Origin of the sequence: Thermococcus cleftensis, from assembly GCF_000265525.1 — an archaeon.
GTDB lineage: Archaea > Methanobacteriota_B > Thermococci > Thermococcales > Thermococcaceae > Thermococcus > Thermococcus cleftensis.
In genome coordinates this window covers 258,738-285,707 of the sequence record NC_018015.1, presented here as the reverse complement: position 1 = coordinate 285,707, position 26,970 = coordinate 258,738, and the positions used below count along the sequence as shown (strand labels likewise).

At 53.8% G+C, this 26,970-nt stretch carries 34 protein-coding genes and 1 tRNA gene; 19 read left to right on the top strand and 16 right to left on the bottom strand.

All coding sequences use genetic code 11. From position 1 onward, the window contains the following. Positions 1–104 precede the first annotated feature (104 nt). From CL1_RS01620 to CL1_RS01595, 6 genes are all read left to right on the top strand, one after another. Positions 105–377 (top strand): hypothetical protein, encoded by a 273-nt coding sequence (locus CL1_RS01620; protein WP_048151748.1) that lies wholly within the window; start codon positions 105–107, stop codon positions 375–377. Further along, on the top strand, positions 374–595 hold the full coding sequence (locus tag CL1_RS01615; protein ID WP_048151742.1) for a hypothetical protein: 222 nt from the start codon (positions 374–376) through the stop codon (positions 593–595). Before CL1_RS01620 ends, CL1_RS01615 begins: the two co-directional genes overlap by 4 nt. 168 nt (positions 596–763) lie before the next feature. Then, entirely contained in the window at positions 764–1,252 is a 489-nt protein-coding gene (locus CL1_RS01610) for a hypothetical protein (RefSeq protein WP_048151739.1), read from the top strand. 11 nt (positions 1,253–1,263) lie between these two features. Next, on the top strand, positions 1,264–1,668 hold the full coding sequence (locus CL1_RS01605) for a hypothetical protein (protein ID WP_014788170.1): 405 nt from the start codon (positions 1,264–1,266) through the stop codon (positions 1,666–1,668). An 8-nt stretch (positions 1,669–1,676) separates the two neighbouring features. Next, on the top strand, positions 1,677–2,294 hold the full coding sequence (locus CL1_RS01600) for a hypothetical protein (RefSeq protein ID WP_048151737.1): 618 nt from the start codon (positions 1,677–1,679) through the stop codon (positions 2,292–2,294). A 6-nt stretch (positions 2,295–2,300) separates the two neighbouring features. Further along, the gene (locus tag CL1_RS01595; protein WP_014788168.1) at positions 2,301–2,828 is read left to right on the top strand and encodes a hypothetical protein; all 528 of its coding nucleotides are present in this window, start codon (positions 2,301–2,303) and stop codon (positions 2,826–2,828) included. On the opposite strand, the gene CL1_RS10720 is transcribed toward CL1_RS01595, so the two are convergent. Then, positions 2,800–3,216, bottom strand: a complete 417-nt coding sequence (locus CL1_RS10720) for a hypothetical protein (RefSeq protein WP_187287173.1) — start codon at positions 3,214–3,216, stop codon at positions 2,800–2,802. The two genes, CL1_RS01595 and CL1_RS10720, sit on opposite strands and share 29 nt — an antisense overlap. A gap of 116 nt (positions 3,217–3,332) precedes the next feature. On the opposite strand from CL1_RS10720, the gene CL1_RS10625 reads away from it, so the two are divergent. Together CL1_RS10625 and CL1_RS01585 are read left to right on the top strand one after the other, a co-directional pair. After that, positions 3,333–3,536 (top strand): hypothetical protein, encoded by a 204-nt coding sequence (locus CL1_RS10625; protein ID WP_148267260.1) that lies wholly within the window; start codon positions 3,333–3,335, stop codon positions 3,534–3,536. 439 nt (positions 3,537–3,975) lie between these two features. After that, positions 3,976–4,416, top strand: coding sequence for a hypothetical protein (locus CL1_RS01585; RefSeq protein ID WP_014788166.1), 441 nt, complete (start codon positions 3,976–3,978; stop codon positions 4,414–4,416). A gap of 30 nt (positions 4,417–4,446) precedes the next feature. On the opposite strand, the gene CL1_RS01580 is transcribed toward CL1_RS01585, so the two are convergent. The 5 genes from CL1_RS01580 to CL1_RS01560 all read right to left on the bottom strand — a co-directional run bounded on the left by CL1_RS01580 (position 4,447) and on the right by CL1_RS01560 (position 7,774). Continuing rightward, on the bottom strand, positions 4,447–4,833 hold the full coding sequence (locus tag CL1_RS01580) for a ribonuclease III family protein (RefSeq protein ID WP_014788165.1): 387 nt from the start codon (positions 4,831–4,833) through the stop codon (positions 4,447–4,449). Then, entirely contained in the window at positions 4,830–6,146 is a 1,317-nt protein-coding gene (locus CL1_RS01575; RefSeq protein ID WP_014788164.1) for a hypothetical protein, read from the bottom strand. The genes CL1_RS01580 and CL1_RS01575 overlap by 4 nt, the downstream gene beginning before the upstream one ends. A gap of 125 nt (positions 6,147–6,271) precedes the next feature. After that, positions 6,272–6,559, bottom strand: a complete 288-nt coding sequence (locus tag CL1_RS01570; protein WP_014788163.1) for a DNA-directed RNA polymerase subunit L — start codon at positions 6,557–6,559, stop codon at positions 6,272–6,274. Next, entirely contained in the window at positions 6,549–7,181 is a 633-nt protein-coding gene (locus CL1_RS01565) for a DUF2067 family protein (RefSeq protein WP_014788162.1), read from the bottom strand. Before CL1_RS01565 ends, CL1_RS01570 begins: the two co-directional genes overlap by 11 nt. Positions 7,182–7,183: 2 nt before the next feature. Then, positions 7,184–7,774: an exosome complex RNA-binding protein Csl4 gene (locus CL1_RS01560; RefSeq protein ID WP_014788161.1), complete on the bottom strand. Its 591-nt coding sequence runs from the start codon at positions 7,772–7,774 to the stop codon at positions 7,184–7,186. Positions 7,775–7,899: 125 nt separating this feature from the next. Here CL1_RS01560 and CL1_RS01555 point away from each other — a divergent pair, with 125 nt between their 5' ends. Together CL1_RS01555 and CL1_RS01550 are read left to right on the top strand one after the other, a co-directional pair. Then, positions 7,900–8,307 carry a hypothetical protein gene (locus CL1_RS01555; RefSeq protein ID WP_014788160.1) on the top strand — a complete coding sequence of 136 codons (408 nt, stop codon included), beginning with the start codon at positions 7,900–7,902 and terminating at the stop codon, positions 8,305–8,307. Positions 8,308–8,412: 105 nt separating this feature from the next. Next, the gene (locus CL1_RS01550) at positions 8,413–10,293 is read left to right on the top strand and encodes a threonine--tRNA ligase (protein WP_014788159.1); all 1,881 of its coding nucleotides are present in this window, start codon (positions 8,413–8,415) and stop codon (positions 10,291–10,293) included. On the opposite strand, the gene CL1_RS01545 is transcribed toward CL1_RS01550, so the two are convergent. From CL1_RS01545 to CL1_RS01530, 4 genes are all read right to left on the bottom strand, one after another. Beyond that, the gene (locus CL1_RS01545; protein WP_048151734.1) at positions 10,283–11,017 is read right to left on the bottom strand and encodes a hypothetical protein; all 735 of its coding nucleotides are present in this window, start codon (positions 11,015–11,017) and stop codon (positions 10,283–10,285) included. The two genes, CL1_RS01550 and CL1_RS01545, sit on opposite strands and share 11 nt — an antisense overlap. Before the next feature lie 28 nt (positions 11,018–11,045). Continuing rightward, complete coding sequence (locus CL1_RS01540) at positions 11,046–11,723, bottom strand: hypothetical protein (RefSeq protein WP_014788157.1); 678 nt, start codon at positions 11,721–11,723, stop codon at positions 11,046–11,048. A 100-nt stretch (positions 11,724–11,823) separates the two neighbouring features. After that, entirely contained in the window at positions 11,824–12,618 is a 795-nt protein-coding gene (uppS, locus tag CL1_RS01535) for a polyprenyl diphosphate synthase (protein WP_014788156.1), read from the bottom strand. Between the two features lie 6 nt (positions 12,619–12,624). Beyond that, entirely contained in the window at positions 12,625–13,149 is a 525-nt protein-coding gene (locus tag CL1_RS01530) for a gamma carbonic anhydrase family protein (RefSeq protein WP_048151731.1), read from the bottom strand. A gap of 71 nt (positions 13,150–13,220) precedes the next feature. Here CL1_RS01530 and hjc point away from each other — a divergent pair, with 71 nt between their 5' ends. The 6 genes from hjc (at position 13,221) to CL1_RS01500 (ending at position 18,131) form a co-directional block, all read left to right on the top strand. Further along, positions 13,221–13,622, top strand: a complete 402-nt coding sequence (gene hjc / locus CL1_RS01525) for a Holliday junction resolvase Hjc (RefSeq protein WP_014788154.1) — start codon at positions 13,221–13,223, stop codon at positions 13,620–13,622. Then, entirely contained in the window at positions 13,612–15,156 is a 1,545-nt protein-coding gene (locus tag CL1_RS01520; protein ID WP_014788153.1) for a COG1470 family protein, read from the top strand. Before hjc ends, CL1_RS01520 begins: the two co-directional genes overlap by 11 nt. Before the next feature lie 79 nt (positions 15,157–15,235). After that, on the top strand, positions 15,236–16,273 hold the full coding sequence (locus CL1_RS01515) for a lysyl aminopeptidase (protein WP_014788152.1): 1,038 nt from the start codon (positions 15,236–15,238) through the stop codon (positions 16,271–16,273). 104 nt (positions 16,274–16,377) lie between these two features. Next, a complete protein-coding gene (locus tag CL1_RS01510; RefSeq protein ID WP_014788151.1) occupies positions 16,378–16,764 on the top strand; it encodes a HepT-like ribonuclease domain-containing protein in 387 nt (128 codons plus the stop codon). Between the two features lie 4 nt (positions 16,765–16,768). Next, a complete protein-coding gene (gene cyaB / locus CL1_RS01505) occupies positions 16,769–17,302 on the top strand; it encodes a class IV adenylate cyclase (protein ID WP_014788150.1) in 534 nt (177 codons plus the stop codon). Position 17,303: 1 nt separating this feature from the next. Continuing rightward, on the top strand, positions 17,304–18,131 hold the full coding sequence (locus tag CL1_RS01500; protein WP_014788149.1) for a hypothetical protein: 828 nt from the start codon (positions 17,304–17,306) through the stop codon (positions 18,129–18,131). On the opposite strand, the gene CL1_RS01495 is transcribed toward CL1_RS01500, so the two are convergent. Together CL1_RS01495 and CL1_RS01490 are read right to left on the bottom strand one after the other, a co-directional pair. Then, positions 18,085–18,945: an ATP-binding cassette domain-containing protein gene (locus CL1_RS01495; protein WP_014788148.1), complete on the bottom strand. Its 861-nt coding sequence runs from the start codon at positions 18,943–18,945 to the stop codon at positions 18,085–18,087. The two genes, CL1_RS01500 and CL1_RS01495, sit on opposite strands and share 47 nt — an antisense overlap. Continuing rightward, positions 18,942–20,423 carry a TrkH family potassium uptake protein gene (locus CL1_RS01490; RefSeq protein WP_014788147.1) on the bottom strand — a complete coding sequence of 494 codons (1,482 nt, stop codon included), beginning with the start codon at positions 20,421–20,423 and terminating at the stop codon, positions 18,942–18,944. Before CL1_RS01490 ends, CL1_RS01495 begins: the two co-directional genes overlap by 4 nt. Positions 20,424–20,518: 95 nt before the next feature. Between CL1_RS01490 and map the strand changes: the two genes are divergently transcribed. Further along, entirely contained in the window at positions 20,519–21,406 is an 888-nt protein-coding gene (gene map, locus CL1_RS01485) for a type II methionyl aminopeptidase (RefSeq protein WP_014788146.1), read from the top strand. Between the two features lie 121 nt (positions 21,407–21,527). Here the strand turns inward: map and CL1_RS01480 are convergent. Beyond that, positions 21,528–21,613: transfer RNA gene (locus CL1_RS01480), tRNA-Ser, on the bottom strand. A 133-nt stretch (positions 21,614–21,746) separates the two neighbouring features. Here CL1_RS01480 and CL1_RS01475 point away from each other — a divergent pair. After that, complete coding sequence (locus tag CL1_RS01475) at positions 21,747–22,922, top strand: CBS domain-containing protein (protein WP_014788145.1); 1,176 nt, start codon at positions 21,747–21,749, stop codon at positions 22,920–22,922. Positions 22,923–22,924: 2 nt separating this feature from the next. On the opposite strand, the gene CL1_RS01470 is transcribed toward CL1_RS01475, so the two are convergent. The 3 genes from CL1_RS01470 to CL1_RS01460 are packed head-to-tail and all read right to left on the bottom strand — an operon-like array spanning position 22,925 to position 26,093. Next, the gene (locus CL1_RS01470; protein ID WP_014788144.1) at positions 22,925–24,025 is read right to left on the bottom strand and encodes a DUF835 domain-containing protein; all 1,101 of its coding nucleotides are present in this window, start codon (positions 24,023–24,025) and stop codon (positions 22,925–22,927) included. Between the two features lie 2 nt (positions 24,026–24,027). After that, on the bottom strand, positions 24,028–25,287 hold the full coding sequence (glmU, locus tag CL1_RS01465) for a bifunctional sugar-1-phosphate nucleotidylyltransferase/acetyltransferase (RefSeq protein WP_014788143.1): 1,260 nt from the start codon (positions 25,285–25,287) through the stop codon (positions 24,028–24,030). Next, complete coding sequence (locus CL1_RS01460; protein WP_014788142.1) at positions 25,284–26,093, bottom strand: undecaprenyl-diphosphate phosphatase; 810 nt, start codon at positions 26,091–26,093, stop codon at positions 25,284–25,286. The genes glmU and CL1_RS01460 overlap by 4 nt, the downstream gene beginning before the upstream one ends. Before the next feature lie 56 nt (positions 26,094–26,149). Between CL1_RS01460 and CL1_RS01455 the strand changes: the two genes are divergently transcribed. Next, positions 26,150–26,956, top strand: coding sequence for an MBL fold metallo-hydrolase (locus CL1_RS01455; RefSeq protein WP_014788141.1), 807 nt, complete (start codon positions 26,150–26,152; stop codon positions 26,954–26,956). The last annotated feature ends 14 nt before the right edge of the window (positions 26,957–26,970 follow it).

The following is a 26,970-nucleotide window of genomic DNA, read 5'->3' as shown; positions in this document are numbered from 1 at the left end:
TATTTTTTCCTAATGTACTCCTTCCGCTACAGGCTCCTTGAAGAGCTAGAGGAAATCAATCACCGACTAATACAGCTCGAAGACCGCTTTAGGAGGGGGAACCCATGATTAATTACCTTCCACTCTGGAATTCAATCGTTGCACTTGTGTACGCGGTAGTCACGGGAGGAATACTCTTAAAAGCGCGCCCTGGTGCCTTTGAATCGGTCTTCATGACCCTCTACAGCATTTCAGCGATTGCAACTTCCTGGATATCCTTTGGTTACTCACTGCTTCTCTTAGTGCCACTTTTGACCTACGGGGGTCTGACCTATTCAGAGGAGACAGGCTTAGAACTCCTCAGGGAGAGGATTAAAATGCTGGAGGGGGAGTTATGAGGGCCTACCGGGTGATTCTTGTTATTTTAGGAGTGTTACTCCTCCCGGAGATATTGAGAACTGGGGTTTACGGGGGACTTTTTGCTCTAGTTTTGGGTTTTATGCTACCGTGGGCATTTGCCTGGGCGCTCTTCGACGACGTTGATGAACTGAAGTCAAACATTAACAGGCGAGTTCAATCATTAGAACAGGCGATAAAAACTAGAGACTATGATTAATGTTGTAAAAAACTGCAGAACCTTTGAGGGTGGAAAACTGAAAGCATTAAGGGTTGGAGGATTGAGGTTTGGGAAGACGGGAAGCTGGAGGATTCGAGGAGCGGCGAGATAACAATACAAGATCCTCCGACTTCGACTTGTTTGAGCGGTGTCCCCCTGGAGGGTCACTTGGAGGTTTATCCCAAGTGGGTTGAGGCGGGGGACAGCGTGAGTGTCTATATTACCGTCACTAATTTGGACCCGAACTGTGCGCATGGACCTTTCAACATTGAGCTGGTCGATGATTCAGGAGCAAAGTGGTGGCCGGAGAACGACACGGAGTACGGGGATAGCATGAGAGGCTATGAGATCACAAACGGGGTACTAAAAATCTACGCTGGTAAAACACTGAGTGAGTGGTCTAAACCAAAACCAGTCACACAGAATACTGTCTTATACCTGAAAATAAGTGGAAAGGTAAAAATGGACAGCAAAACCGTTGCGGCAGACTACATACTCAGCGGGACGGCAGCAATTGTAGATCCAAATACAGCAATTAGCTTTCAGCTGGGCTCAATAAGGATTTCAGGCATACGACTTAGCTCAAAGCTAAGTTTTGATCCTTTGGCATTCCTTTGGAATGCGTTCATCAAACCTGGAATATTAGAACACACTTGAGGGGTGAGTTCATGACCCTGTGCTCGAAATACCGGTATTTGCTCCTGTTCCTCTTTGCTTTTATTGGTGTGGAATCTTGGAAATACGGTATTAAGAGCGGGATTAACTCTCTTGTTGGAATAGTCCTTGGCCTAATCATTGTATTCACAGTAGCGCCATCGGTCAGAAAGCTTGGTAGGCGCGTTTATAAGGGCATTTACTGCAGGTTAGGCTTTGATATTGTGTATGAGTTCTTGCTTGGAAAGAGTGGAAAAGTAAAGCAATTTTTCTCAATTTTTATCCTAATTTCAACTCCACTCTTTATGCTCAATGCATATTCTTCAACCCAATTTTGGCTCTTTATTGTGCCCATGAGTGCAATAACAACTATGATTGTTTACTGTTCGTTCCAAGAGACGAACACTGGAGCGGGGTGAGGGGTGAAGTGAAGCCCACGAGCAATACAATTGCAAGTATGGAGTGCAAACCTACGGTTATCCCCTGGGACGGTTCAACCACTTGTACTGCTCACTTTGATCTGAAGAGTACTGACACGGTTACGTTGAACCTAGAAGAGGTTGACTTTGGGGGTAAGAAAGTGTGGCCGAACGGGCCAAAAAGCGTCACTGTTAACAAGCAAACTGTGACCCTAACTCCAACCAACATGCAGGAGGACCTGACAATAACTATCGACATAGATGATAGCTTGGCAAATTACTACTTCGGAAAGCCTATTTATAAGACATATATTGACGAGTTTGCTGGTCATTCATACTTAATTGAGGCAAAGTTTAGCGAACTGAATTATCCAGTTTCAGATGTGATAACGGTTATTCCCTATAACGGAGATGAAACAGATAATGCTATAAACCACGGATTGACTCTCATAGAGATTGGTGGTTTTGTCAGGACAGCTATATCCTCAGATCCTGTAGGTATATTAATAACCCTTGGCGTTTATGGAGTAACACATGAAAATGACATTCAGTGGATACTCGAGGAGATTATTGGAAATGAGCACTTTCCACAGGAACAGGATAACAACAATGTTGTTGGAGGGTGATGGGGCATGTTCGACGTATCAATTTTCATCTTTTTGACTCTTGTTTTCGTGGTTAGTTATTTTTTCGGTGGCGTCCTAGGCAGTATCTCCGGTTTAGTTGCATGGCTTTCTTTCATAGCGTCATTGGAGTATAGAACTTATCTCGGTATTCAAGTATCATATATGTCAATTCTCCTCTGGTTGATGGCATTGGGATTGGCAATATGGTATAAATTGTTTCCGGAGAAAAGGATTAATAATCTAAGTGCAATTCTTCTTTCATATCTTCCTCTGGTGGGCGTGTTTTTTATAATGAGTGCTGATAAATTCGCTCAATATACTGGGCTTCTCTACATTTTGTTGATTCTGGTTCTGCCCTATGAGAGGATTTCCCGGAGTTTCTCCCTGAACAACTGGAATAAAGTCTTTATGTTAGCAACGGGACTTCAAATTGTGGTTGTTGCTTTTATAATCCGATCTTTATATGTATTCTCCTATACCTTGGTGCTCTGGTGGTGGTATAAACTCACAGTGGGAGAGAACACAAAGCAGTGAAGGCATTGCAGGAGGGATGAACGGTGGACATTTTCCTCTTTATTTCTATTATCTTGTGGGTTATCCTTGGGATAGGAGCTCTTATCTCAGACCAAAAATCAATAATTGGAACCGGTGTTGTGGTTGTATCAATTATATATCTCGCCAAGGTTAGCCATGGAAACAATGATATTCTGGCCTTCATTGCAGTATTCCTTCTTTGGCTGTCTCTCTCGCTGTTAAGCCTCGCTTGGTCTTTGAGAGGAATAAATAGAAAAGAAGTTGAATCGGCCTGTTCCTTCGCTTCCTTGGGGTATCTCCCAATCTTGACAGTATTGCTTCTGAAGTATGGAGCAATAGCCTTTGTGGGAATTTTCCTGTGGTTGGGCTTGTGGTACGGTTTTCGCATTGTATGCCACCACGAAAAAACGAGGATAGTCCTAGTGTATCTTCCTGCAGTTTTAGTGGCAGTCCTCTTTCGCACGCCCCTCGCGATACCCTATGGAATCCTACTCTGGTGGCTTCATGAAGATGTTGAAAAACTCTGGTGCATGCGTGAAAATGCGCGCGGAGCTAAAATTGGTTAAGAATGCCATCAACAATCACGACTGCAAATCTAGCAAAAAAGAAGAACAAGGGAGTGAGAGAAGAGTGAAAACCGGCGGTTTCATCGGCATGCTCGGCCAGTATCTAATTGAAGATGATAGGTATGGAGATGATGTTCAATGACCATGTCTAAAGAGGGAATTTTCAAACTTTCTGTAGCCATATTTTTGTTTTATTTTGTCCTCCTGTTTTATATAACGGAGTCTGTAGTATGGGCTGGCATTCTAGCAACCATTGCCACATCACCCATAGTAATACTTTGGGGATTTTTTTAACTGGCTGGGAACGATAAAACAAGGGGATAATCAGTACAGAGAACTACATCATTGGGAACTCCACCGGAGATTGAATACCTGACCCCCGAAGAGCTGGAAACGAGACTACAGCATCGGAAAAAGCGGAGAGATCCTAAGAACGAAGAGTCCGTGGCAAATAGAATTGAAAGTCAAGAAAATCCCCTCAAACCACGCGCAGGTACGAACGAATAGTTTACTGGGATTACAGCCCTGGAGGTTGAATGTATGAACAGCGGTGACTGGGGCATACTGGTGCTTGAAATCCTTTGGTTTTTATCATTTTCCTTGTAGCCACGACGATAACTGCAAAGTACCTTGTCGGCAATCCCCAGAGGCAGAAAATCCTGCTGATAACCGCCCCAATCCTAAGCCTAGTACTCTCATTGTTTGCCATAGTGGCGTATTACCCGCCGGAGCAACCGGGCATTCTTCTGCTGGAAATTGGAGCCACATACGTCATCTACAGGATTTTCACCCGATTTGACCAGATCCTAAGATGGGGAGGAACCCTGTACAGAACTTTCGAAATCGCAATTCCCCTGCTGGCGTTAAGCACGTTCAGGACTCTACAACTGTTCGTTGTGAACGCGGCGTTTACAGTGGTTACGTTACTGCTCCTGGAAACCACGAGACGAAAACTGGAAGCCAAATATATACCAGCGGAAACAATATTGGGGGCATGGGACTTCAAAGAAAAACGTCATTAACCGGGTTAAATTATCGGTCGGGGTGTTCCATCACAACCCCAACCTCCCCCCTATCACCCTGAAAACCTCCGCGAAGGCTCTCCCTATCGCCTCCTTTTTTCTCGAAAAGTGCGTGACGTCCTCGGTGAAGTTCTCCCTCAAGATCTCGACGGCTTCCTCCACCGTTATCTTCCCCTCGAGCCACGCGTAGGCGAAAATGGCCTCCGCTATGTCGCCCTTTCCGTGCTTGTCGGTTCTCGGCGGAACCACGTGCCTCAGCCCTGCCAGCTCCAGGGCTATCGTGAGCGACGCGTTCGGAACCCTCTCCCCTGTGGGCCTGCCCAGATACTCGCTCAAGGCGAGTGAGAAGACGAAGTTAACCAGCGAGTCGCCGAGCTTCGCAAGCCCCCTGTCGGTGAAGTCCCTCTCGTACCTCAAGCTCTCACCCCAGACTTCTCCGAGAGCCAGGCTTTAAGGTTTTTGAGGTACGGAAGGGTGCTCCCCAGAACGAGGGTGTAGAGAAGGAGGGTCAGACCAAAGGAATAGACGACGTATGGAGCGTCTCCCCCAACTCCAATCGTGAAGTGGCCCACGAGCCTGACGACGTCCCAGTTGGGATTCCGCAGGTGAACGTGAAACCAGAACTCACTCGGCTGGAGGATCGGCCAGATTCCTGCGTAGAAGGCGGTAAAGAGTGAGACCAGGCCAATCCGTCCACGGGTGGTGAAGGATAGGAGAACCAGAAAAGCGACGAGGGGGAGGAGGTACTGGGGATTAACGCGCCAGTAGGTGGCAGTAAAGGCTGCGTAAGCAAGCGAGACGGAAACTATCAAGTTTCTCTCAAAGGAATGTCTCACAAGGGTGAGGAAAAGGAGCAACAAGGCTGGAACGTACCAATGCCTGATGAACGGCAGGGAATCGATTCCGTAAACCTCGTGAAGGTACGTGGCCAGGCTGACGAAGCCGTTCATACTGTACGCCATCGGAAGAGTGTAGCCGATGTCAATTCCCCTCATCAGATCTGGAAGGGAGCGAAGGCTGAGGGGGCAAAGCAGTAGCATGGGAAGAAATGGAACGATGGCCCCTGCGAAAAGGAGCGCGGCTTTTTTGAGCCCTTCCACCCCTTGTAGAATGTAGTCCCACAAAGAAACGATGGCTGGAAACAGAAGGGTGTGCTTAACTGCAAGGGAAAATCCCTGGAGAAAGGCGGAGGCGTTCTTCCTGTTCCCCAGATAGAGGGAGAGAAGGAACGGGGCCAGGGCCAGGGCGTCGAACATGCCGTAAACAGCTGAAACATGGATAACGATGGGGTTGAGGTAGTAGACCGCGCTTCCAAGGACTGCCTTTCTTTCGCTCGTTTCCCTGAGGAGGAGATAGATGAGAAAAGCAACTGCGGTGTCAGCGGCTATGAACACCAGCTTGACCGAGAAGGCCCACGTGGGGTCCACGTAGACGTGGTAAACGCCATCGCTCCAAAAGGACTCAACGCCACCCCCAACCAGAATCCTGACCCCGGCCAGCAGATAGGCCAAAACCGGACCGTAGACGTAGGGCCACGGGTAGGGCCAGCCCTTCCCGGCGTAGGCGAACGAATCCGCGTAAGAATAAAAACATGCACCGTGTTCGAGCATCGTCCCTGCGAAGCCGTAGAACTGGGGCAGGTCGCTGCCGGCCGAGTAGGGGGCCAGGAGGAGACGAATCGCGAGGCCCGTGATGATGACCGCCAGCAAACCGTAACCGCGACGTTTCAAGATTCCACCCCTCGTCGAGCAGACGTTCCAACTCTGAGTTAGAAGAACTGGAAATTTAAGGGTTTCGGAAGACACCGTTAGGAGGACACAAATCGAAGAAAGCTCGGCAACAAAGGGAAGAAAAATCACTCGCCCACCGCGTTCTTCCAGGCGTCGAGAACGGCCCTGGCACGGTCGAATATCTTTTGAGCCGCCTCCTCAAGGGCCTTCTCGGGAGTTACTTTTCCGTCGGTGACGACCCTGAACCTCGGCTTCCTCGCCATGAGTATGGGGTGCTCGATGGTGTAGCCTGCAAAGGTCACGTGCTCGTTCTCGTGGAGCACCTCGTTGAGCAGGTTGGCGAAGGTGTGATCCTCCCCCTCAAGGTAGAACTCAAGGACGTTTTCCTCACGCTTGATGACCTCAATCTTCATTTTCCTCACCCTCTAAGTGCTTGAGCAGTATCTCCAGCGCCTGCTCCTTGTTCTTCACCAGTTCGTATTTAAACTTATCCTCCTTCCACTCGGCGAGGCCGAGTTCGACGAGCATATCCATAACCTCGCTGGGGTCCATGTTCTTAGCGGCCGCCACCGGAAGGACGACCTCCCTTATCTGCCTTGTCGTCTGGAGGGATACATCGGCGAGGTAATCCCCGAGGGTTCGGACGAGCGCCACTATCTCTTCCCACGGCATGGACGTTATCAGCTCGCCCTCCCTAACTTCAACGGTCTCCCCGAGCAGTTCCAGCGTCCTCACGAGTATGGGAGTCGAAACGCTCGCCCCGGCCTCGCGGAGAAGGTCGTCAATGACGTAGCGGTAGAGGCCACGTTTGTCTGGATAGAGCTTGGCCCTGACGCGGTGGTGGATCTCCCGTATCTTCCTTATCGCCTCCCTTATCTCGTCCTTCGTTCCCTGGACGTTGATCTTGAGGTCGTTGAGCTTGCCGTGGACGTAGATGAAGGCAGGAAGGCGGAGCCGCTGGAGTTCCTTGAGGAACTCCTCCTTCTCCCTGTCGTCCCGAACGTGAATCGTTATGACCTTCTTAGCCCTCGCCATGGTCACACCCTCATCTTCCGGTAGAGAGTGGAGAGCTTTCTCGTCTCGACGCTTCCACACCTCGGGCAGATCAGCCTGTCACCGCGCCTGACGAGTGGAGTTCTGCAGCGGGAGCAGAGGGCGTAAACAACACCGAGGTCCGGCCCCTTGGTCGAGAGCTGTATGGGGCTCTTCTCGGTGGCGATGACCCTCGCCCTAACGACGTCTCCCACCTTGAACTCGGAGGTCATGCTCTCAACGTAGCCGTCCCTAACTTGAGAGATGTGAATTCCAGCCAGTTTTGAAGTGGCTATCTCCCTGTCGTCGTCCCTGCCCTCGATTTTAACCAGCTGGACTATCGCCGCCTGGGGCTTTACCTCGATGACGTTCGCTATGACGATGTCGCCCACCTTGGGGAGAGGGGGTGTGTCAGTAACGGGCTCTATGCTTATTTCCATTCTGTCCTGGTCGATTACAACCTTCCCCGCCCGGACGGCGTAGAGCTCGCCGTTCTCCTCTTTAACCCCCTCACCTGGGAAGTACTCCTCTATCACGCCCAGGTAGTCACCGGGAAGAACTAGGTCACCGCTCTTGACTCCTTTCTTCTCGTCCATTCTCCCACCTCCATGAAAGTTCCAGTCAGGATTTTTTAAGCCTTTGCTATCTCTAGGAGAATTTATAAAGGCCTGGGAAAAAGTTTTAAAGTTGTTACATCATACTAATATCTAGGTGAAAGATAATGCCACAGATTGAGGGTATTTTGGAAGTAAAAATTGATGGACATACCATACTCAAGGTGCCAAGAAACTCTTACGATGAATACGCTGTCCTGGAATATGCAGTAGACCTAGAGAAAAGGGCCTGCAAGATTGTCGTGAGGTACTTCAAGAAAAAGGGAATTTCCGGCGCAGTACTAGGCAAGTTTTCGTTGATCGGCTATATTGGAACCGTGATCCCAAATATGTTCAATGCATACAATGTCTCCTTAATGGGCAATCAGATTGAGATCACGGGGCATGGGACCATCGTAATTGTAGACGAAGAGAGAGGTTCCCAAAAAGAAATTCCAGCCAATACAATCACAATAAAGAGACATAGATCCTCCAAGGATTTCACTCAATTCTATAACGTACTGCAGAAATGCTAACAACAAAGCTAGTAGCCTACTAATTATCTCTTTTACCAAATGTTTTTCACAACATGAAGAAAACCTTAATAATGCCAAGCCACACCTTCTCAGTGGTGGTTAAAGATGAGAATGCTTCTGATACACTCGGACTACCTTGAGTACGAGGTCAAGGACAAGGCACTGAAGAACCCGGAGCCGATAAGCGAGGAGCAGAGGAAGGGTAGGCTCGATGAGGTTCTGGCGGTTTTCATGAGCGTTGAGAAAATCGACGAGACCAACCCCGACGAGGTCGTCGAGAAGGCTGTCGAGGAGATAAAGAGCGTTGCAGAGCAAGTCAAGGCCGAGAGGATATTCGTCTATCCCTTCGCCCACCTCAGCAGTGAGCTGGCAAAGCCCGACGTGGCACTGAAGGTTCTTCAGAGGATTGAGGAGAGGCTTAGAGAGGAGGGCTTTGAGGTCAAGCGCGCGCCCTTCGGCTACTACAAGGCGTTCAGGCTGAGCTGCAAGGGCCACCCGCTCGCTGAACTCAGCAGGACGATAGTGCCGAGCGGCGAGGCGGTCAGCAGGGAGGAGCGCAACATAGCCCTTGAGAAGGAGGAGGAGCTGAAGAGCTACTGGTACGTGCTCACCCCCGAGGGTGAGCTCGTTGAGGTGGACAAGTTCGACTTCACCGGCCATGAAAACCTCAGGAAGTTCGCCAACTACGAGATAGCCAAGAACAGGATAGCCGACAGGGAGCCGCCGCACGTTAAGCTCATGCTCGAGCACGAGCTCGTCGATTACGAACCGGGAAGCGACGGCGGTAATCTACGCTACTACCCGAAGGGGAGGCTCATCAAGGGGCTCCTCGAGCAGTACGTCACCGAGAAGGTCATAGAGTACGGCGCGATGGAGGTCGAGACGCCGATAATGTACGACTTCGAGCACCCTGCGCTCGAGAAGTACCTCAACCGCTTCCCGGCGAGGCAGTACGTCGTAAAGAGCGGCGACAAGAAGTTCTTCCTCCGCTTCGCTGCCTGCTTCGGCCAGTTCCTCATAAAGAAGGACGCCACCATAAGCTACCGCAACCTGCCGCTCAGAATGTACGAGCTTACCCGCTACTCCTTCAGGCGCGAGAAGAGCGGCGAGCTTTCAGGCCTGAGAAGGCTCAGGGCCTTCACGATGCCCGATATGCACACCGTAGCTAAGGACCTCAAACAGGCGATGGACGAGTTCAAGAAGCAGTACAAGCTCAGCATGGAGGTTCTCAGGGGAGTTGGTCTCACCCCGGACGACTACGAGGTCGCCATAAGGTTCACCCGCGACTTCTGGAATGAAAACAGGGACTTCATCGTCGAGCTGGCAAAGATAATCGGCAAGCCCGTCCTGATAGAGATGTGGGACCAGAGGTTCTTCTACTTCATACTCAAGTTCGAGTTCAACTTCGTGGACAACCTCGACAAGGCAGCAGCCCTGAGCACCGTTCAGATAGATGTGGAGAACGCCGAGCGCTTCGGCATAACCTACTACGACGAGGAGGGCAAAGAGAGAACCCCGCTCATACTCCACTGCTCGCCGAGCGGAGCCATCGAGAGGGTTATGTACGCAATCCTCGAGAAGCAGGCCAAGCTCCAGGCCAGGGGAGTTAAACCTTCCTTCCCGCTCTGGCTCAGCCCGATACAGGTCAGGGTTATTCCTGTCAGTGACGAAGTCCTCGACTACGCGCTCTACGTCGCGGGCAAGCTCGAGGGGGCCAGGATCAGGGTCGATGTGGACGACACCAACGACAGGCTCAACAAGAAGATAAGGAAGGCCGAGAAGGAGTGGGTTCCATACATAATCGTCGTCGGAAGGAACGAGAAGGAGCAGAACACCGTGACCGTCAGGAGGAGGAGCGACGGAAGGCAGGTCGAAATGCAGCTCGAGGACCTAATCAAGGAGATAAGGAGCCAGACCGAGGGCTTCCCCTACAGGCCGAGGCCCCTGCCATTGCTCCTGAGCAAGCGCCCCAAGTTCAGGGGCTGATCTTCTTCATCTTCAGTTTTTCCGTTCCCCTCATCTTCGTAACCCGGAAGGTGTAGGCGGTCGGTTCGAAGTCCTCGAAGGGTGCGGAGATGACGTAGAGGTACTCCCTCAGCCCGTCCTCCTCGAGGCTTGATCTTGCCAGAATGACGTAGTCGCTCACCCCTGCCACCCAGGCTACGAACTTCTCGGAGACAACGTCCCTGTTTATCGGAAGAACCAGTATAGAGTCGGGAAGCTGAACGCTTCGAGAGGCCAGCGTCTGGTTCAGGAGCTTCAGGGTGTTCTCCTCCCCCAGCATGAGGGCCGCGCCGTCCAGGGTGTAGACCAGCCGAAACGCAGGCCTTCTGGAGAGGGCTTCTTTAAGGTGGGTCTCGTATATGTGGCTTATCTTGGGGTTAAGGGTTTCCGGCTCGACCTTGTCAAGGTAGAAGACGTTCGGGAGGCTTATCCTTGAACCGTATCGGGTTCCAAAGAGGTCTATTATCGCCAAGTCCCCCCTCTCGAGGGCCCTCTCAACGTCCAGCCCAACGGTGGAGGCCCTCTTGATCAGACTCGTCAGCGGGCCGGTGTAGTTCGACACGACTCCGAAGTAGCCAACCTCCAGCTCCCTGTTAAGGAGCAGAAGGGGTATTCTCCACGCCGAGGAATAAGCGTCGTAGATTATGGCCGCGATGGAGCCCGGAAGGTGGTCGCGGTTGAAGATGTCGAGAACGTTCATTTCCATGCTCCCACCCCAAAAGGGGGTGAGGGTGTCACTCCCCGGCAGGTCTGCCGGCAAGTATCTCATCGAGGAAGTCCCTTGCCTCCTCACTGAACCGGTCGAGCTTGACCTCCTTACCGTACTTGTCGTAGACCTTGCCTTCCCGGAAGTTTATCTCGAAGACCTCGTAGCGCTCCTCGCTCTTTTCGTGGTGCTTCACACCGTGTCCCTTGAGGTGCCTCTCAAGGCTCTCCACATCAACGTACTTGCCGCAGGCTTCGCACTTGTAGAACTGCCAGAACACGTAGTCCTGACCGGCGAGCATGTTGTTCTTTATGTGGTTGATGAGCGCGCCCCCAAGGTACTCGTAGAAGTCCTCCTGAATGAGGCTTTCTCCGTCCTCCACGACCTTAAAGCCGCTCCACACGATGTGGTCGTTGATGTCCGCGAGAGTGGCCTTAATGTAGCGGTAAGTTAGTATGAAGGCCCCGTTGTGGACGTAGAACACGCTCTTGTCTGGAACGGCTATTATCCGTATCCCGTTAGCCCCGTTTTCGGCGAGCTTCTCGGCGTGCTCCTTGTTGTCTGCGACGTCTATGGTGATTCGGACGTTGCTCTTCTTGTGTATTCCGATTATCCTGTCACCGGTTATCTCCCAGTGATAATCGTCCAGGTACCTCACCTGAGCGTAGACCCTCTTTATTCTGGGACTCAGTTCCCCGTACTCCATTATTCACCACCGTGCTGAAGTAGAAGCCAACGTTAATAAGCTTTAGCGGAAAATTTTAAAAAGGGTCTTTCCGGGAGGAGAGGGTTCCAATTTGGAAAAGCTACCTTCCAAAACGCCTCTGCCTCTTCTGGTACTCGCGGATAATCCTGAGGAAGTCTATCTTCCTGAACTCCGGGAAGTAAACATCAACGAAGAAGAGCTCGCTGTAGGCTATCTGGTAGAGGAGGAAGTTGCTTATCCTCTCCTCTCCGCCGGTTCTTATGACTATGTCCGGATCTGGCATATTGGGATAGTAGAGGTACTCTTTTATCAGCTCCTCGTCGATGTCCTCGGGCTTGAGCTTTCCGGCCAGGGCGTCCTTCACGATGTCCCTCACCGCATCGGCTATCTCGCTCCTTCCCCCGTAGGCAAGGGCTATGTTGAGGGTGTAGTTGGTGTACTTCCTCGTTGCTCTCTCGGCCTCCTCGGCGGCTTTCCTTACATTCTCAGGCAGCAGCTCCTTCCTTCCTAGGACGTTCACCCTTATGCCGTACTTGTGAACCCTCTCGTCCGTCAGGAGTTCCCTGAACTTCTCCTCGAAGAGGTTCATGAGGGCGTTCACTTCCTCAGGTGTTCTCCGGAAGTTCTCGGTGGAGAAGGCGTAGACGGTGAGGGTTCTTATGCCCAGCTCGCGGCACCACTCGAGTATCTCCTCCAGCTTTTGAGAGCCGAAGAGGTGGCCATACCAGGGGGGCTTCTCGAGCTTCCGTGCCCATCTCCTGTTGCCGTCCATTATTATTGCCACGTGACTGGGAATGCGGCCTCCCTTAACCTTCTCCAGGAGGTAGTTCTCGTACATATCGTATGCGGGCTTGAAAATGATGTGGGGAATATGGGAAACAAGACGGGAAAGCATCGAGCATCACTCAATCTTCTTCCTTGACTTAAGGTGCTTCTCCGCCAGCTCGACGTAGATTTCGGCGTTCTTCTTCGTCCACTCAATCTCTTCCTCGCTGAGCTGCCTGACGACCTTTCCAGGAACACCTACAACGAGGCTGTAGTCGGGGATCTCCTTGCCGGGCGGAACGAGGGCGCCGGCGCCTATGACGACGTGCTTGCCTATCTTTGCCCCGTCAAGTATGACGGCACCCATTCCTATGATGGTGTAGTCGTCGATGGTGGCGCCGTGGACGACGGCGTTGTGACCAATGGTGACGTACTTCCCTATTATCGTTGGCTGACCGTGGGAGGTGTGTATGCTGACGTTGTCCTGGACGTTTGAGTAGGGACCGACGTAAATCTGCTCTATATCTCCCCTCAGAACCGCGCTCGGCCACACGCTCGTCTTCTCCTCGAGGACGACGTCCCCTATGACGGAGGCGCTCTCATCGACGAAGGCAGTCTCGTGAATTTTAGGCCGCTTCCCATCGAGCTCGTAAACCGCCATGAGCATCACCGGGCTTTACTCCTCGACATAACTTATAAACCTAACCGGGCAAGATGGTTCGAGGGAGTGCAATGAGGTACAGAAGAGGAGCGAGCGCCGAGAGAGAACTCATAAAGATGCTTGAAAAGGCCGGCTTCGCCGTGGTTCGCTCGGCGGGCAGTAAAAAGGTGGATATAATAGCGGGCAACGGAAGGGTCTACCTCTGCATAGAGGTCAAGAGCACCCACGGGGAGAAGCTCTACTTCAGCCAGGAGGACTATGAGAAGCTGACTGCCTTTGCCGAGCGCTTCGGTGGAAAGGCCGTCATAGCGGTCAAGTTCATCAACAACGGCTGGAGGTTCTTCTATCCAGAGAACCTGGAGAAGGGAGGCAAAAACTATAAGGTAAGCCTTCAGACAAGGAACTACCTAACATTCGATGAGGTGGTCGGCAGGCAGAGGTCCCTTGAAGGGGTGATAAAAGGTGAAGGCTAGAGCCGCGCTCGTTATTCTCCTGCTCATCTCGGTTGTTCCAATCCTGCCCCGCGCCAGCGCGGTAGCCCTCTCAATCACGCCGCTCAACGACGACTTTTCCGGTGTTCCAGGAGACACGATAATAATTCCATTCCAGCTGGAGAACCTTGGGAACCAGACTCTGGAGAACGTCAGCGTCTACGTCACCGGACCGGCGGAGGGGTTCCTGTACCAGAGCAAGGTCGTGAGGGATCCGATAGGCCCAAATGAAACCTACAGGGATACCCTGTCGGTCAAGATACTCAACGCCGCTCCGGGAAAGTACAACCTCACCCTGGTCGCCAGGGTGGGGCAGGTTTACTCTGAGGCACAGGTCACGGTGACCGTGAAGACGCTCGTGGACTACGAGCTGGGGATAGAGGTCGGGAAGGAGTACCCCTACGGAAGCAACGTGAGCGTCATTCTCAAGATGGTGTCGAAGGCCAACGGGGTCATAATAGGGAGGATAGGTTACACAATAACCCGCAACGGGGAGACGGTGGAAGAATTCGCGACCACGACATACCTCAACCCCGGTGAGAGCTGGATCAAGAACGTCACGCTGACCAAGCCCCAGGTCGGTGAGTACAGCGTCAGGCTCTGGGCCTACTTCGGCGGTAAGGCAAAGAGCACCACGGCAACGTTTAGGGTGTTTCAGAGGAACCTGAGCTACGAGGCCTACTTCCGAAACGGGGCAATACACGTCTTCGTCCACGACGAGAGCGGAAACGGCGTTCCCGGAATCTCCGTGAGGATAAACGGGATACCGTTCACGACCGACGAATCGGGCACCCTCTCGTACCTCACCAGCGAGCCAGGGACTTACGAGATCGTCCTCAACCTCGACGGCAGGATCGTCACGACCTTCGTGGAGGTTAGAAAGCTCTTCATAAGCTACGAGCAGAGGAACGAGACCCTGCTGGTCAGGGTGGTTGATTCCACCGGAAGACCCGTGCCCAACATAACGGTAGAGGCATCGGGACCGCTCGGCCAGGATTACGCCATCACCAATTCCTCCGGACTGGCGGCCATAAACCTGGAGAAAACCGGTTACGGGACCATAATGCTGAACGCCGAAAGCAGCGAGTACGTTGAGGCGTCCGTGAACGCCAGAACCTCGGAACCGCCGAAGCCGACCCCAACGACATCAAGCCCCAGCCCAAGCCCGACCACAACCACCGCTCCCTCAACCACCCCAACCCCACCGAAACCGCCGAAGGACTACGGTCCCCTCGCGGCCATATTGGTTGCCTCTGGCATACTGCTGGCCGGAACTTCGTACCTGGCCTTTTTCAGGCCCCTCGTCCAGGAGGAAACCCTCGACCGCTACTACTTCGTCAAGGTCAGGGCGCCCAGACTCAAGTCCCTTGAGAACTTCCACTTCGAGAGGGGAGTCACAGCGGTTGAGGTCAGGGCGACGAAGGGGAAGGCGGAGATAAGGGACGGAAGCGTGGTTTGGGAGATAGAGCACCTCGAGCCCGGCGAGGAGGCCTACCTCCAGGTCGTCCTCGGCTAATCCTTTGCCTTTTTCGTTTCGCAAACCTTATTAAGGTGCCCGAACACATTTAGACGGAAATCTAAAGGAGGCGAAAGCCATGGTGAACATCGAGCTGCTTAGGAAGATCGTTGAGGCTCCGGGAGTTTCTGGGTACGAGTTCCTCGGGATTAGGGACGTCGTCATCGAGGAACTTAAAGACCACGTGGACGAGATTAAAGTGGACAAGCTCGGCAACGTCATAGCGCACAAGAAGGGAAGCGGGCCGAGGATAATGATAGCGGCCCACATGGACAAGATAGGCGTCATGGTGAACCACATAGACAAGAACGGCTACCTCCACGTCGTCCCCGTTGGCGGCGTTGACCCGAGAACCCTCGTGGCACAGAGGATTCGCTTCTTCACCGAGAAGGGCGAGCGCTTTGGAGTGGTCGGTCACATACCGCCCCACCTCCAGAAGCCAGAGGACAGGAAAAAACCAGCGGACTGGGACACCATCGTTGTAGACGTTGGCGCCGACAGCAAGGAGGAGGCTGAAGAGCTCGGCTTCCGCGTTGGCACGGTTGGAGAGTTCGCCCCTGCCTTCGTCCAGCTCACCGAGAACAGGATAGCCACTCCTTACCTCGACGACAGGGTTTGCCTCTACGCGATGATAGAGGCGGCTAAAGCGGTCGAGGACCACGAGGCTGATATATACTTCGTTGCGAGCGTTCAGGAGGAGGTCGGGCTGAGAGGCGCTCGCGTCGCGAGCTACGCCATAGACCCGGAGATAGGCATAGCTATGGACGTCACCTTCGCCAAGCAGGTCGGCGACAAGGGCAAAATCGTTCCTAAGCTCGGCGGTGGGCCGGTCATGGACGTCGGGCCGAACATCAACCCCAAGGTTCGCGCCTTCGCCGACGAGGTTGCCAAGAAGTACGGAATAGAGCTCCAGGTCGAGGCCAGCCCGAGGCCTACCGGAACCGACGCCAACATAATGCAGATAAACCGCGAGGGCGTCGCAACGGCAGTCCTCAGCATACCGATACGCTACATGCACAGCCAGGTCGAGACAGCTGACATCAGGGACATAGACAAGACCATCGAGTTCGCCAAGCACTTCCTCGAGGAGCTTCGCGAGATGGACCTCACCCCGTGAGCTACTTTTTCTCTCATCTTGCACTTTTTCTTCCGGAACGGGAGCAGGTTAGACCACGGGAAAAGTTTATACTCCAAACCCCCAAAATTATACTGGTGTAAGGCGTGGACGGCGAGAAAGTTTTGGAGAGCGTGGAGCTGATAAGGAAGTCCCTGCCCCCTACCCTCGAGGAGTTCCGGGCGATGGGGTTGGCAAAGGACGGGATTTACAAGAGACTCGAATTTGCCACCGGTCTCGTTCTTGTCGGGCTTTACGAGCTGGCCGAGGAGCAGGGCATCAGGGCCCTTTCCTACGACGATGCCGTGAGGGGCCTGGCAGAGAGGTCGATACTTCCCGAGCACATCGCCGAGAAGGCGATATTCCTGGTCAGGCTGAGGGAGGTTCTGATGTACGACTACGACCTGATAAACGACGAGATAGCCTTCAGGGATATGGGGGAGTACCTGGAGTTCATCGAGGAAGTTCTAGCGTTCCTTTCCCACGGGAGGTGATCGCGTGATCGAGATAGAGGTCAAAGGATACGCCAACGATGAAATCTTCGAGAGGGTCAGGGAAAGCTTCGAGATGATAAGGAGGGAATACCACGAGGACACCTACTTCCAGCACCCCTGCAGGGACTTTTCCGAGACAGACGAGGCCCTCCGCATAAGGATCAGACGCTTCAACGGCCACTTCGAGGCCTTCATAACCTACAAGGGACCCAAGATAGACCCAGACTCGAAGACCAGGAAGGAGATAGAGGTACCCATCAGCGATCCCGACAAGCACACGGAGATACTGACCAGCCTGGGCTTTCGGGAGGTTTTAACCGTCGAGAAGGTCAGGGAGAAGTACTACGTGGACAAGGGCATCGTCATAGCCCTTGACGAGGTTGAGGGCCTGGGGAAGTTCGTGGAGATAGAGGCCCTCGCCGAGGACGAGAAAAGTGTTGTCGAGACCGTTGAGCGGCTGAAGGAGATACTCCGCGAGCTTGGAGTGAAGCGCTTTGAGAGGCGCTCGTACCTCGAACTCCTGCTCGAAGGGAGGTGAAATGGGTAAGCTTGATGAGTTCTTCAAATCCCGCAGCCGGGAGAAAAAGCGCTCGGAGCTTGAGGTACTCGAGGAGATAGAGGCGTACCTCAAGGAGGGCGGTATAGGCGAGGCAATAGAGCTGACGAAGGAGCTAGAGAAGGAGCCAAACCTTTTCCTCGCCCTCAGAATGATAGTACGCTCCATAGTCGAGACCCTCGACGAGACGGAAAAGACCGAGGCGCTGAGGGAGACTGACCTCGAAGCACTCAGGGAAATGGTCAGAAACCTCGTCCCGGCCGTGAACGGACTCTCCGTCCAACGGCACCGTGCGATTCTCCTCTCGGAAATCGCCCTTCTCTTCTACCGTCTTGGGGACGAGCTCAACGGGGACTTAGCACTTAAAACCGCGATAAACCTGGCCGAGAACGACGCCAGTGTGCTTAGGGATATCATAATGGAGCTCGTAAGGCGGGGTCTGCTGGCGAAAGCGGGCTATGCTATGAAGATGGTCAGGAACCCAGAAAAGCTCGACGTGGTGCTGGTTCACCTGGTCGAGACGTTTTATCGAGCCGGGGACGAAAAGAGGGCCAGACTGCTGCTCGAGCACGTCTCAAGCCCCTTCCACAGGGCGATGGCTCTCTATTATATGGCCTCGATTGAGGGGGAGAGGGATCGGGAGAAAGCGCTGAAACTAGTAGAGGAGGCGTTTAAAGAGGCCGCGAGGGTCAAGGATCCAGATGCGAGGTTTGAGCTGTCCCTGAAGCTCTACGGCCTGAAGCACGAGCTCCTGGGGGAGGGCTTCAGCGTGAGGGACGTGCTAGCCTGGAGAGAAGCTCCTCAGGAGTGAGTGCGGGCCTATCGAGGAGGCCCCTTTTTCTGAGCTCGTGGGAGACCTCAAGTGAGGCTGGAAGCTTGACGCCAAGCCCCTTCAGAGTTTCAGCCTCCTCGGCAATCTCCTCAGGACGACCCTCAAGGATTATCCTTCCCCCGTCCATCACCAGCACCCTGTCGGCGTAGCGGAGGACGTAGTCGGTGTGGTGCTCGACGAGAACCACCGTTATGCCGTGCTCCCTGTTGAGGAGCGAAATCAAGCCAAGGACTTCTTTCTTACCCACGGGGTCGAGCTGGCTCGTCGGCTCGTCCAGGACTATTATTGACGGCTCCATGGCCAGGACAGCCGCTATCGCCAGCCTCTGCTGCTGCCCCCCGCTCAGGTTTGGGGGAAACTCCTTCTCAAGTCCCTTGAGACCAGTAACCTCAAGAACCCAGCGGAGGCGCCTCAGTATCTCGTTCCTGTCGAGGCCTAGGTTCTCGAGGCCGAAGGCTATCTCTTCCTCAACCGTCATGTTGAAGAGCTGGCTCTCCGGGTTCTGAAGGACGAGACCGACGACGGTGGAGAGATGGGGCACGGGCGTCTCCCTCGTGCTGTGCTCCTCCCCCGTCCGGGGGTCGCGGATTATAACGTCCCCCTCGAAGTCGCCCTTTATGGAGTTGGGGATTATCCCGTTGAGGGTGAGGCAGAGGGTGGACTTGCCGCTCCCGCTCGGGCCGATTATGCCGAGCATCTCGCCCTTTTTGACCTCAAAGCTGACGTCCCTGAGGGAGTAATCTTTGGCCCTCCTATACCTGAAGCTCAGCCCTTCGACGCTGATTACCTTCATTTCCTCTTCACCACCCTTGGGACGAGGAAGAAGGCGCTTATTATGAAGACCAGAGTGGAGAATATCTCAAGCCTGCCTATCCACATGTGGAGTATGAGGAGGATCTTCATGTCCACCGGCATGCTGGCGGAGGTTATGCCTACGCTCAGGCCCACGTTGCCCTGGGCCGATGCAACCTCAAAGAAGGAATCCACGAAGCTGGTGCCCATTCTTATCATCGTGTACACGGTTCCCACGAGAAGGAAGGCTATGTATGTCATGGTGAAGCTCATTACCTCCTGAACGTCCTCCTCGGTGAAGACGTAGCTGCCGACCTTCCTCCTTATGACCGCCCCCCTCGGCAGTATGGCCTGCTGAAGGGTCCACTTTAGGCTCTCGTACATCAGGGTGACGCGAATGAGCTTTATACCACCGGCCGTACTTCCCGCACCGCCACCTATGACCATGAGTATTCCTATTATCAGCTTGCCCAGCTCTGGATACTTGCTGAGGTCCGCTATGCCAAAACCGGTACAGGTTATCGCCGAGACGGAGTGGAAGACCGACTGGCGGAGGGAGTCTCCGAGGGTATCCCCCACCTGATAGAGGCTGTAGGCCGTTATCGCGACCGCGGGAACGAGGAAGAGGAACATGTACCTGACCTGAATGTCCTCGAAGAAGGGCTTCAGATGCCTGCTCACGAACATCTTGTAGTGCACTGTAAAGTTCACCGCGCCCAGTATCATCAGGAATATAGTCACTGCCTCGATGGCCGTGCTGTTGAAGTAGCCTATGCTGAGGTCGTGGGTGCTCATACCGCCGGTTCCGAGGCCGGTCATCGCGTGGGTCAGAGCATCGAAGAGGGGCATTCCGTTGATGTAGTAGAGGTAAACGCCCACCAGGGTAAGACCAAGGTATATCTTAAAAATGACTTTGGAGGTATTGACGAGGTTGGGCACTATCCTCTCGCTCCTGGCCTCCGCCCGGTAGAGCCTTGCCGCCGCGACTCCGGGGCGAATGAGAACCGTGAGAGCGACCAGGACGATGCCTATTCCACCCAGCCACTGCATCCAGGCGCGCCAGAAGAGGAGTATGTGGGGGTAGCTCTCGAGGTTCGTCATCATGGTGAGGCCTGTTCCAGTCCATGCACTCATGCTCTCGAAGTACGAGTCAATGAAAGACATGTCGGCTATGAACATGAAGGGGACGACGCTTATGGCAGAGGCGAAAAGCCAAGTAAAGGCAGCCGATACCATGGCCTGCCTCAGGTTAACGTCCTCGATTTTACCAATGTGTCTCGCCAGCCAGGCGCCGAGGAGAACGCTGAAGGTTCCAGGGATCGCGAAGTAGACCACGTACTTTACCTCTTCGGGATAAAACCAGGCTATGAGCACGGGAAGAAGGTAGGCGATGCCAACGCCCTGGAGAATTGACCCTATGAGGTTCTTGACCACGAAGAGATCGTCGGAGATATTGATGTGCTTGCCTAGCTCTAGCATAGGCCCACCGTAAGCTTAGGGTCTGCACCAAATAAAAGGTTTTCCCGTGGAAAGGTTTAAGGGCCGGTTTGCTCCGCCAGTTATGGTGGTAAAAAGTGGAAGAGAGGGAGGCGCTGATAAAGGCCGGCGAAATCGCTAGGCAGGTTAAGAAGGAGGTCGAAGACCTCATAAAACCTGGGGCAAGGCTCTACGACATTGCGGAGTTCGTGGAGAAGCGAATCGTCGAGCTGGGTGGAAAGCCAGCCTTTCCCTGCAACCTCTCAATAAACGAAATTGCCGCCCACTACACGCCGTACAGGGGGGACGAGACGGTTCTCCGGGAAGGCGACTACCTCAAGATAGACCTCGGTGTTCACGTCAATGGCTACATAGCCGACACCGCCGTTACCTACCGCGTGGGCATGGAGCCAGACGAGCTGATGGAAGCGGCTAAAGAGGCCCTTGAGAACGCCATAGCCACCGTCCGGGCGGGGGTAAGGATAAGTGAACTCGGAAAGGCCATCGAAGAGACCATCAGAGGGAAAGGTTTTAACCCGATAGTGAACCTGAGCGGCCACAAGATAGAGCGCTACAAGCTCCACGCGGGGATAAGCATACCGAACATCTACCGCCCCGCGGACAGTTACGAGCTAAAGGAGGGCGACGTCATAGCCATCGAACCCTTCGCAACCACCGGGGCCGGCCAGGTCATAGAGGTTCCTCCGGCACTCATATTCATGTACGTCCGCGATAGGCCCGTGAGAATGGCCCAGGCAAGAAGGCTGCTCGTGCACATAAAGAGGGAGTACAAAACGCTTCCTTTCGCCTACCGCTGGCTTCAGGACTTTATGCCTGAGGGGCAACTGAAGTTAGCGCTGGCCCAGCTCGACAAGGTGGGAGCGGTGTACAGCTATCCAATCCTACGCGAGGTTCGGGGAGGACTGGTCAGCCAGTTCGAGCACACCGTCATAGTCGAGAAGGACGGGGCATACATAACAACGTGATCTCTCTTTCTCTTTTATCAGCCTCAGAAAATGGTACCGTATCTCAAGTCCCGCGCTTCTACGTGGAGTTTTGGAGAGGGTGGGGAAGGGTAGGAACCCCTCGCGGGCTCGGCAGTTTGAATGGCGCCGGGGCAGGGATTTGAACCCTGGTGCGCAGAGCGCACGGGATCTCGAGTCCCGCGCCTTCCCAGGCTAGGCTACCCCGGCGCGGTCTTTGGTTCGCGCACCGGTTTTATAAATCTTTCCGCGAAAAATTTATTAAGCCAAGGTTACTAAAACTTCCTGGGTTGAAAAGGTTTAAATTGATGGGTGCCCTATTAAAATTGAAGGAGGTGACAGCATGGTCGGTATTCTTGTGCAGGAAGTTATGACCGACAGGTTCCAGAAAATCGACATCGACGCCCCCCTTTCTGAGGCCATCGGCATCTTCGAGAAGGAGGACCCTGACCTAATTCTGGTCTTCGATGGGAACCTGTACAAGGGAGTCCTGACCCAGGACCTTATAATACGCTCCCACCTCAAGTGGGATCCTACCAAGGCCAAGGTTAAGGACGTTTACAAGCCCGCACCCGTTATCAAGCCTAACGAGGACCTTAGCAAGGCTGCCAAGCTTATGATGGAGGTTGATCTCCGCTCCCTCCCCGTCGGGGAGAGCAAGGCTGAAATCATCGGTGTCATAAACGACGTGGCCCTCCTGGAGAGGGTCGCCGAGGGGGAGTTCGGGAAGAAGAAAGTCGAGGAGTTCATGACCAAGGACGTCATAACGCTAAAGCCCGGGGACACCGTCGCGAAGGCCCTGGCAACGATGCGCGACCACGCGATATCGAGGATACCCATAGTGAACGAGGAGGGCAAGCTCGAGGGTCTCGTCACGCTCCACGACCTGATAATCCGCTTCATCAAGCCCCGCTTCAGGGCCCAGGCCGGTGAGGTGGCGGGCGAGAAGATACCGCCCTTCAGCATGCCCCTCAGGGACGTTATGATAAGGGGCGTCATAACGATCCTGCCGGACGCAAGCGTCAGGGAAGCCGTCGCGACGATGAAGGACAACGACATAGACGGCCTCGTGGTGGTAAACGAGAACAACAAGGTAGTCGGGATCCTCACGGTCAAGGACCTGCTCCTGCCAATCTCGAAGATGACCGAGAAGGAGGCCCGCTTCTACCTGCAGCTCGGCGGCGACGCGGCCATACTCAGCGACTTCACGAGGGGGAGGATAATCGAGGACGTCAGGCGCTTCGTAGATGGATACGAGGACCTTCTCGGCCAGGAGGGCATAATCTACCTCCACATACGGCGCTTCCCCGAGAAGTTCAGGGGCGTGCACCTCTACCAGGCCAGGATGCGCGTTGTCACGGACAGGGGTGTATTCGTGGCCACCGGGGAGACCTGGGGGGCCATACAGGCGGTCCACGACGCCCTGAGGGCTATAGAGAGGCAGGTCCTTCAGAAGGCTGAACTGGAGAAGGACACCCGCTACTACAAGAGGTTCATAGAAAAACTGGGACTGGGGTGAACTCACCCCATATTGAATTCCCTTTCCAAAATTTTCAGCTGGTGCCTTTCTAACGCTCCTGGATCCACCACTAGGATCATTGTTCCCCCACTCAGTATCACCCGGTCCTTCAAATTGAGGAGAAACTTCAAGACGTTATCAAAGCCGTTCTCGATTATAAGGTACTCCACAGCCTCAACCATCACAACCCGGTATCCCCTGTTGAGAGCACCGGCTATGAGATCCGTCAGTATTCCTATCTTCGTGGGCGCTATCGCATAAACCATGGGTGACTGAGACAGTTCACCTTCGGTTACTCGGGTGATCCAGAAGACAAGTGAATCCCTGTGGACTGTGGTTTTAATAGAGTCCAGACCCCTCCTTGTTACAAGGACTAGGTCTGGGATCTCCTCAAGCCTGCCAATGGCCCTAGAGGCCGTTGTTATTGAGGGATACATAAAAACTCCCCTTGGAATTTCAACGTTTCCCGCGGGCTTTATTGATATTTTAGGCCACACAATAAAGTTCAATGCCCCCACTGCCATGATTCCCCTGAAGATGGTTCCCAGGAGGAATCCGTACGGGACAAACCACTCCCACGTGGCAGTAACGGGATAGGTGGCATTTAAGAGTCCCAGGAGAACCATTCCCAGGGGGAAAAGAACCTGCCAGGAACTCCTTGACACCACGTGTCTGTAAAGTGTTAATCCCATGTAGATATAGCCGACTGCATAGATCATAAGGGGGCCAAGGGTTTTAATGGTAAAGCTGCCGTCCATGGGACTGGCGTTGGTAATTACTATCCACAGGTAGGCAACCATACCCGCCAGCAGGGAGATCGCAGAGATCCTCATTCTCCTCTCCGGAGAAGTTGGGGCCAGATGAGCGGCGGCCAATATGAGAAGGACTCCCTGGAGGGAAGTGTTTACCATATCCAGTACAAACGCCGCTGGCTGGAGGAGATTCAACCCTAACGGCTTCAGGAGAAGCTCCTCTGTGCTGAACGCCGCCAGCAGGAATGATGCAGTAATTATAAGCCAGCCCCCGCTGCTTTCCTTCTTTGATTTATATGCGGCTACGAGCAAGAGTATTAGCCGGGAAACAAGGTTAATGGCGTAGACCACGTTCAAAGCTTTCGTACCTCCTTATCCTGCTTGACAACCACCAGGCTGCGTGGCGGGACGTTCACGTCCACCACGACTCCCGGCCCTATGAACGATCCGCTCCCTATCTTCCTGCCAGGGTATATGCTGACGTTGATACCAACCTTCACGTTGTGCCCTATTATCGCACCGAGCTTGTGCCTGCCGCTGTCCTCAAGCTTACCCTTGATTTCGACCTTTACGTTGCCCCTGTCGTGCCTCAGGTTGGCGGTGATGGTTCCAGCCCCCAGGTTGGTGTTCTCGCCGATTATTGAATCGCCGACGTAGTTGAGGTGGGGTGCGTTGCTGTTGTCCATTATGATGGAGTTCTTAATCTCCACGGCGTTGCCGACGTGGCAGTTGTCGCCTATGCTCGTGTGGGGCCTTATGAAGCAGTTCGGGCCGATTCTCGAGTTCTTTCCAATCTTCACCGGTCCGACTATGTAGGCCCCACTCCTCACCACCGTACCCTCTCCTATCTCAACGGGGGGCACTATCGTTGCCCCCTCCTCCACGATGCCCCTTATCTCGTGCCTCAGCTTGTTCTTCAGGAGGTACTCGTTGAGCTCGAGCAGGTTCCACGGCCTGCCGACGTCGTTCCAGTAGCCGGGGTAGACGGCGTAGGTTACCTTTCTCCCGGCCTCGATCATGAGGTTGAGGGTGTCGGTTATCTCGTACTCCCCCCTGGCGCTTAGGGGGGTCCTTTCTATGAACTCAAACACCTCCGGCTTGAAAATGTAGACACCCAGGTTAGCGTAGCCAGAAACCTTCCCGGGCTTTTCCCTGACCGCCGTCACCCTGTTGCCGTCCACCTCTATCCTGCCGAAGTGGCTCAAGTCGTCGAACTCCTTGACAAGAACCGCTGCGTCCGCCTTCTCTCGCCTGAAGGCGCTTATCAGCTCCTTGACACCATCGATTTCAAAGTATATGTCGCCGTTGGCCGCTATGAACTCCTCGTTGCCGACCTGCTCCCTGGCGGACTCGATGGCCTTCGCCGTGCCCTCGCCGGGCAGTTGCTCCACGTAGGTTATTGGTTTCCCGTTGAACTCGTCGCCAATAACCCTAATCAGCCTCTCCTTTTGATAGCGGACAATGATTATGAACTCGTCCACGAAGGGGTCGAGGTTTTCAAGAACGTACTCGATTATCGGCCTGTTGGCGACCTTAAGTACGACCTTAGGCCTGTCGTCGGTAAGCGGACGAAGCCTTTCACCCTTTCCGGCAGCGAGGATTACACCCTTCACGCAATCACCCCCATCAGATAGACGGCTATGGCAATCAACCCAAACAGGACCAGGAACGTCCGTCTGTCCGTATCTTCGGCCAGCTTTATGAGAAGCTTCATAGTGATTATGCTGACTGCAAATGCTGACAGGAACGCCGTGAAGAAAAAGGCCACTGAAAGGCCCGGTTCCCCGTTCCCGACAAAGGCGAGCTTGAGGACGATGTAAACCGGGGCCACGAGGAAGCTCAGCTCGAGGGCCTTCTTTAAGCTGACACCCGTGCTCGCCAAGCCGAGCATCACCAGACCGCTCCTGGAAAGCCCACCGACAACCGCAACTCCCTGGGCTACGCCCGATAAAACCGAATCCACAAGGGTTGCTTCGTCCTCACGCTCCCTCATAATGCCCGCCACCTTCTCAAATGGCACCTTTTCTCCCGTGAAGAGGCCAAGGAGAACCAGTAAAAGGCCCACTAACGCGTTCACCATATCCGAACCGGCCGGGCTGATTTCATTGGAAAAGGTCCGAAGGAGGGGGTAACCGATGAGGAGTGTGAAGAGGGAGGCGTAGACGAAGTACAGCATGTCAGAATCGAAGCGCTTTCTGAGCGCGTTGCCCGAACCCAAGGCGATGTAGTCCCTAAAGTAGAAGAAGACTGCGAAGGTGGTACCAAGGTACGCTGGGACGAGGTAGCTGGAATGGTCCGGGGTCACTGAGTCAAGTATAGAGCCGATCACCTGTCCTTCCAGCCCCACAGGTAGCCAAGAGGTGAGAGCGATGACGATTCCTGAAATCAGCGGTGCAACATAATCCACAGGGGATACCATGGCAATCACGAAAGGATTTAAACGGCCCGAAACATAAACTTTTCGAGGGATCTTAGATGAGGCTAACCGTGCTCTACGAAAACCACTCAGGATTCAGGAAGGGACTCCTCGGCTCCCATGGATTCTCCGTCCTGGTGGAGCACGACGCCGTTAAAGTTCTCGTGGACACCGGGACGGAGGGACGGGTTCTACTGAACAACATGGAGAAGCTTGGGATAGCGCCGGACGAGATGGACTACGTTTTCATAACGCACGGCCACTACGACCACACGGGCGGGCTGAAGGAGTTTCTGAGGGCGCGGGGGAGACGAATAGGGGTAATAGGCCACCCGGAGATGTTTAGGCGAAGAATAGCGCTGAAGCCCCACCCAAGGCAGATTGGAATACCTTTCACCAGGGAAGAGCTGGAGGAACTCGGGGCAGAGTTCGTCCTGAAAAGCGAGCCGTTCGAGTTCGCGCCTGGCCTCTGGAGCTCCGGGGAAATTCCCAGGCTCGAGTGGGACAGGGCTGTGGGCTATGTTGAAAGGGGCGGTGAGCTGCGGAAGGACAGGGTGCCGGACGATATCGCGCTTATAATAGACCTCGGCGAAAGCGTGGCAGTTGTTACGGGCTGCGGCCACTCCGGCATTTTGAACATCACCAGACACGCCTCCACGATTACTGGAAAGCCAATCAAAGCCCTCGTTGGAGGATTTCATCTCATCGGTGCAGATAGAAAACTGCTGGACGACGTTGTGGAGAACCTGGACGTCGAAAAGCTCTACGCTGGCCACTGCACGGGCATCGATTCCTACGCCTACTTAAAGGCAAAACTTGGTGGAAAGATAGAACCACTCCACGTCGGCAAGACCATCGAGCTTTAGCGAACCTTTAAATA

Excerpts from the sequence above, each read along its gene's own strand:
- CL1_RS01620 (WP_048151748.1), top strand. The coding sequence starts at position 105 with ATGATTAATTACCTTCCACTCTGGAATTCAATCGTTGCACTTGTGTAC.
- CL1_RS01615 (WP_048151742.1), top strand. The coding sequence starts at position 374 with ATGAGGGCCTACCGGGTGATTCTTGTTATTTTAGGAGTGTTACTCCTC.
- CL1_RS01605 (WP_014788170.1), top strand. The coding sequence starts at position 1,264 with ATGACCCTGTGCTCGAAATACCGGTATTTGCTCCTGTTCCTCTTTGCT.
- CL1_RS01595 (WP_014788168.1), top strand. The coding sequence starts at position 2,301 with ATGTTCGACGTATCAATTTTCATCTTTTTGACTCTTGTTTTCGTGGTT.
- CL1_RS10720 (WP_187287173.1), bottom strand. The coding sequence starts at position 3,216 with ATGCGAAAACCGTACCACAAGCCCAACCACAGGAAAATTCCCACAAAG.
- CL1_RS10625 (WP_148267260.1), top strand. The coding sequence starts at position 3,333 with ATGAAGATGTTGAAAAACTCTGGTGCATGCGTGAAAATGCGCGCGGAG.
- CL1_RS01570 (WP_014788163.1), bottom strand. The coding sequence starts at position 6,559 with ATGAAGATTGAGGTCATCAAGCGTGAGGAAAACGTCCTTGAGTTCTAC.
- CL1_RS01565 (WP_014788162.1), bottom strand. The coding sequence starts at position 7,181 with ATGGCGAGGGCTAAGAAGGTCATAACGATTCACGTTCGGGACGACAGG.
- CL1_RS01560 (WP_014788161.1), bottom strand. The coding sequence starts at position 7,774 with ATGGACGAGAAGAAAGGAGTCAAGAGCGGTGACCTAGTTCTTCCCGGT.
- CL1_RS01555 (WP_014788160.1), top strand. The coding sequence starts at position 7,900 with ATGCCACAGATTGAGGGTATTTTGGAAGTAAAAATTGATGGACATACC.
- CL1_RS01550 (WP_014788159.1), top strand. The coding sequence starts at position 8,413 with ATGAGAATGCTTCTGATACACTCGGACTACCTTGAGTACGAGGTCAAG.
- CL1_RS01545 (WP_048151734.1), bottom strand. The coding sequence starts at position 11,017 with ATGGAAATGAACGTTCTCGACATCTTCAACCGCGACCACCTTCCGGGC.
- CL1_RS01540 (WP_014788157.1), bottom strand. The coding sequence starts at position 11,723 with ATGGAGTACGGGGAACTGAGTCCCAGAATAAAGAGGGTCTACGCTCAG.
- uppS (WP_014788156.1), bottom strand. The coding sequence starts at position 12,618 with ATGCTTTCCCGTCTTGTTTCCCATATTCCCCACATCATTTTCAAGCCC.
- CL1_RS01530 (WP_048151731.1), bottom strand. The coding sequence starts at position 13,149 with ATGGCGGTTTACGAGCTCGATGGGAAGCGGCCTAAAATTCACGAGACT.
- hjc (WP_014788154.1), top strand. The coding sequence starts at position 13,221 with ATGAGGTACAGAAGAGGAGCGAGCGCCGAGAGAGAACTCATAAAGATG.
- CL1_RS01515 (WP_014788152.1), top strand. The coding sequence starts at position 15,236 with ATGGTGAACATCGAGCTGCTTAGGAAGATCGTTGAGGCTCCGGGAGTT.
- CL1_RS01500 (WP_014788149.1), top strand. The coding sequence starts at position 17,304 with ATGGGTAAGCTTGATGAGTTCTTCAAATCCCGCAGCCGGGAGAAAAAG.
- CL1_RS01495 (WP_014788148.1), bottom strand. The coding sequence starts at position 18,945 with ATGAAGGTAATCAGCGTCGAAGGGCTGAGCTTCAGGTATAGGAGGGCC.
- CL1_RS01490 (WP_014788147.1), bottom strand. The coding sequence starts at position 20,423 with ATGCTAGAGCTAGGCAAGCACATCAATATCTCCGACGATCTCTTCGTG.
- CL1_RS01475 (WP_014788145.1), top strand. The coding sequence starts at position 21,747 with ATGGTCGGTATTCTTGTGCAGGAAGTTATGACCGACAGGTTCCAGAAA.
- CL1_RS01460 (WP_014788142.1), bottom strand. The coding sequence starts at position 26,093 with ATGGTATCCCCTGTGGATTATGTTGCACCGCTGATTTCAGGAATCGTC.
- CL1_RS01455 (WP_014788141.1), top strand. The coding sequence starts at position 26,150 with ATGAGGCTAACCGTGCTCTACGAAAACCACTCAGGATTCAGGAAGGGA.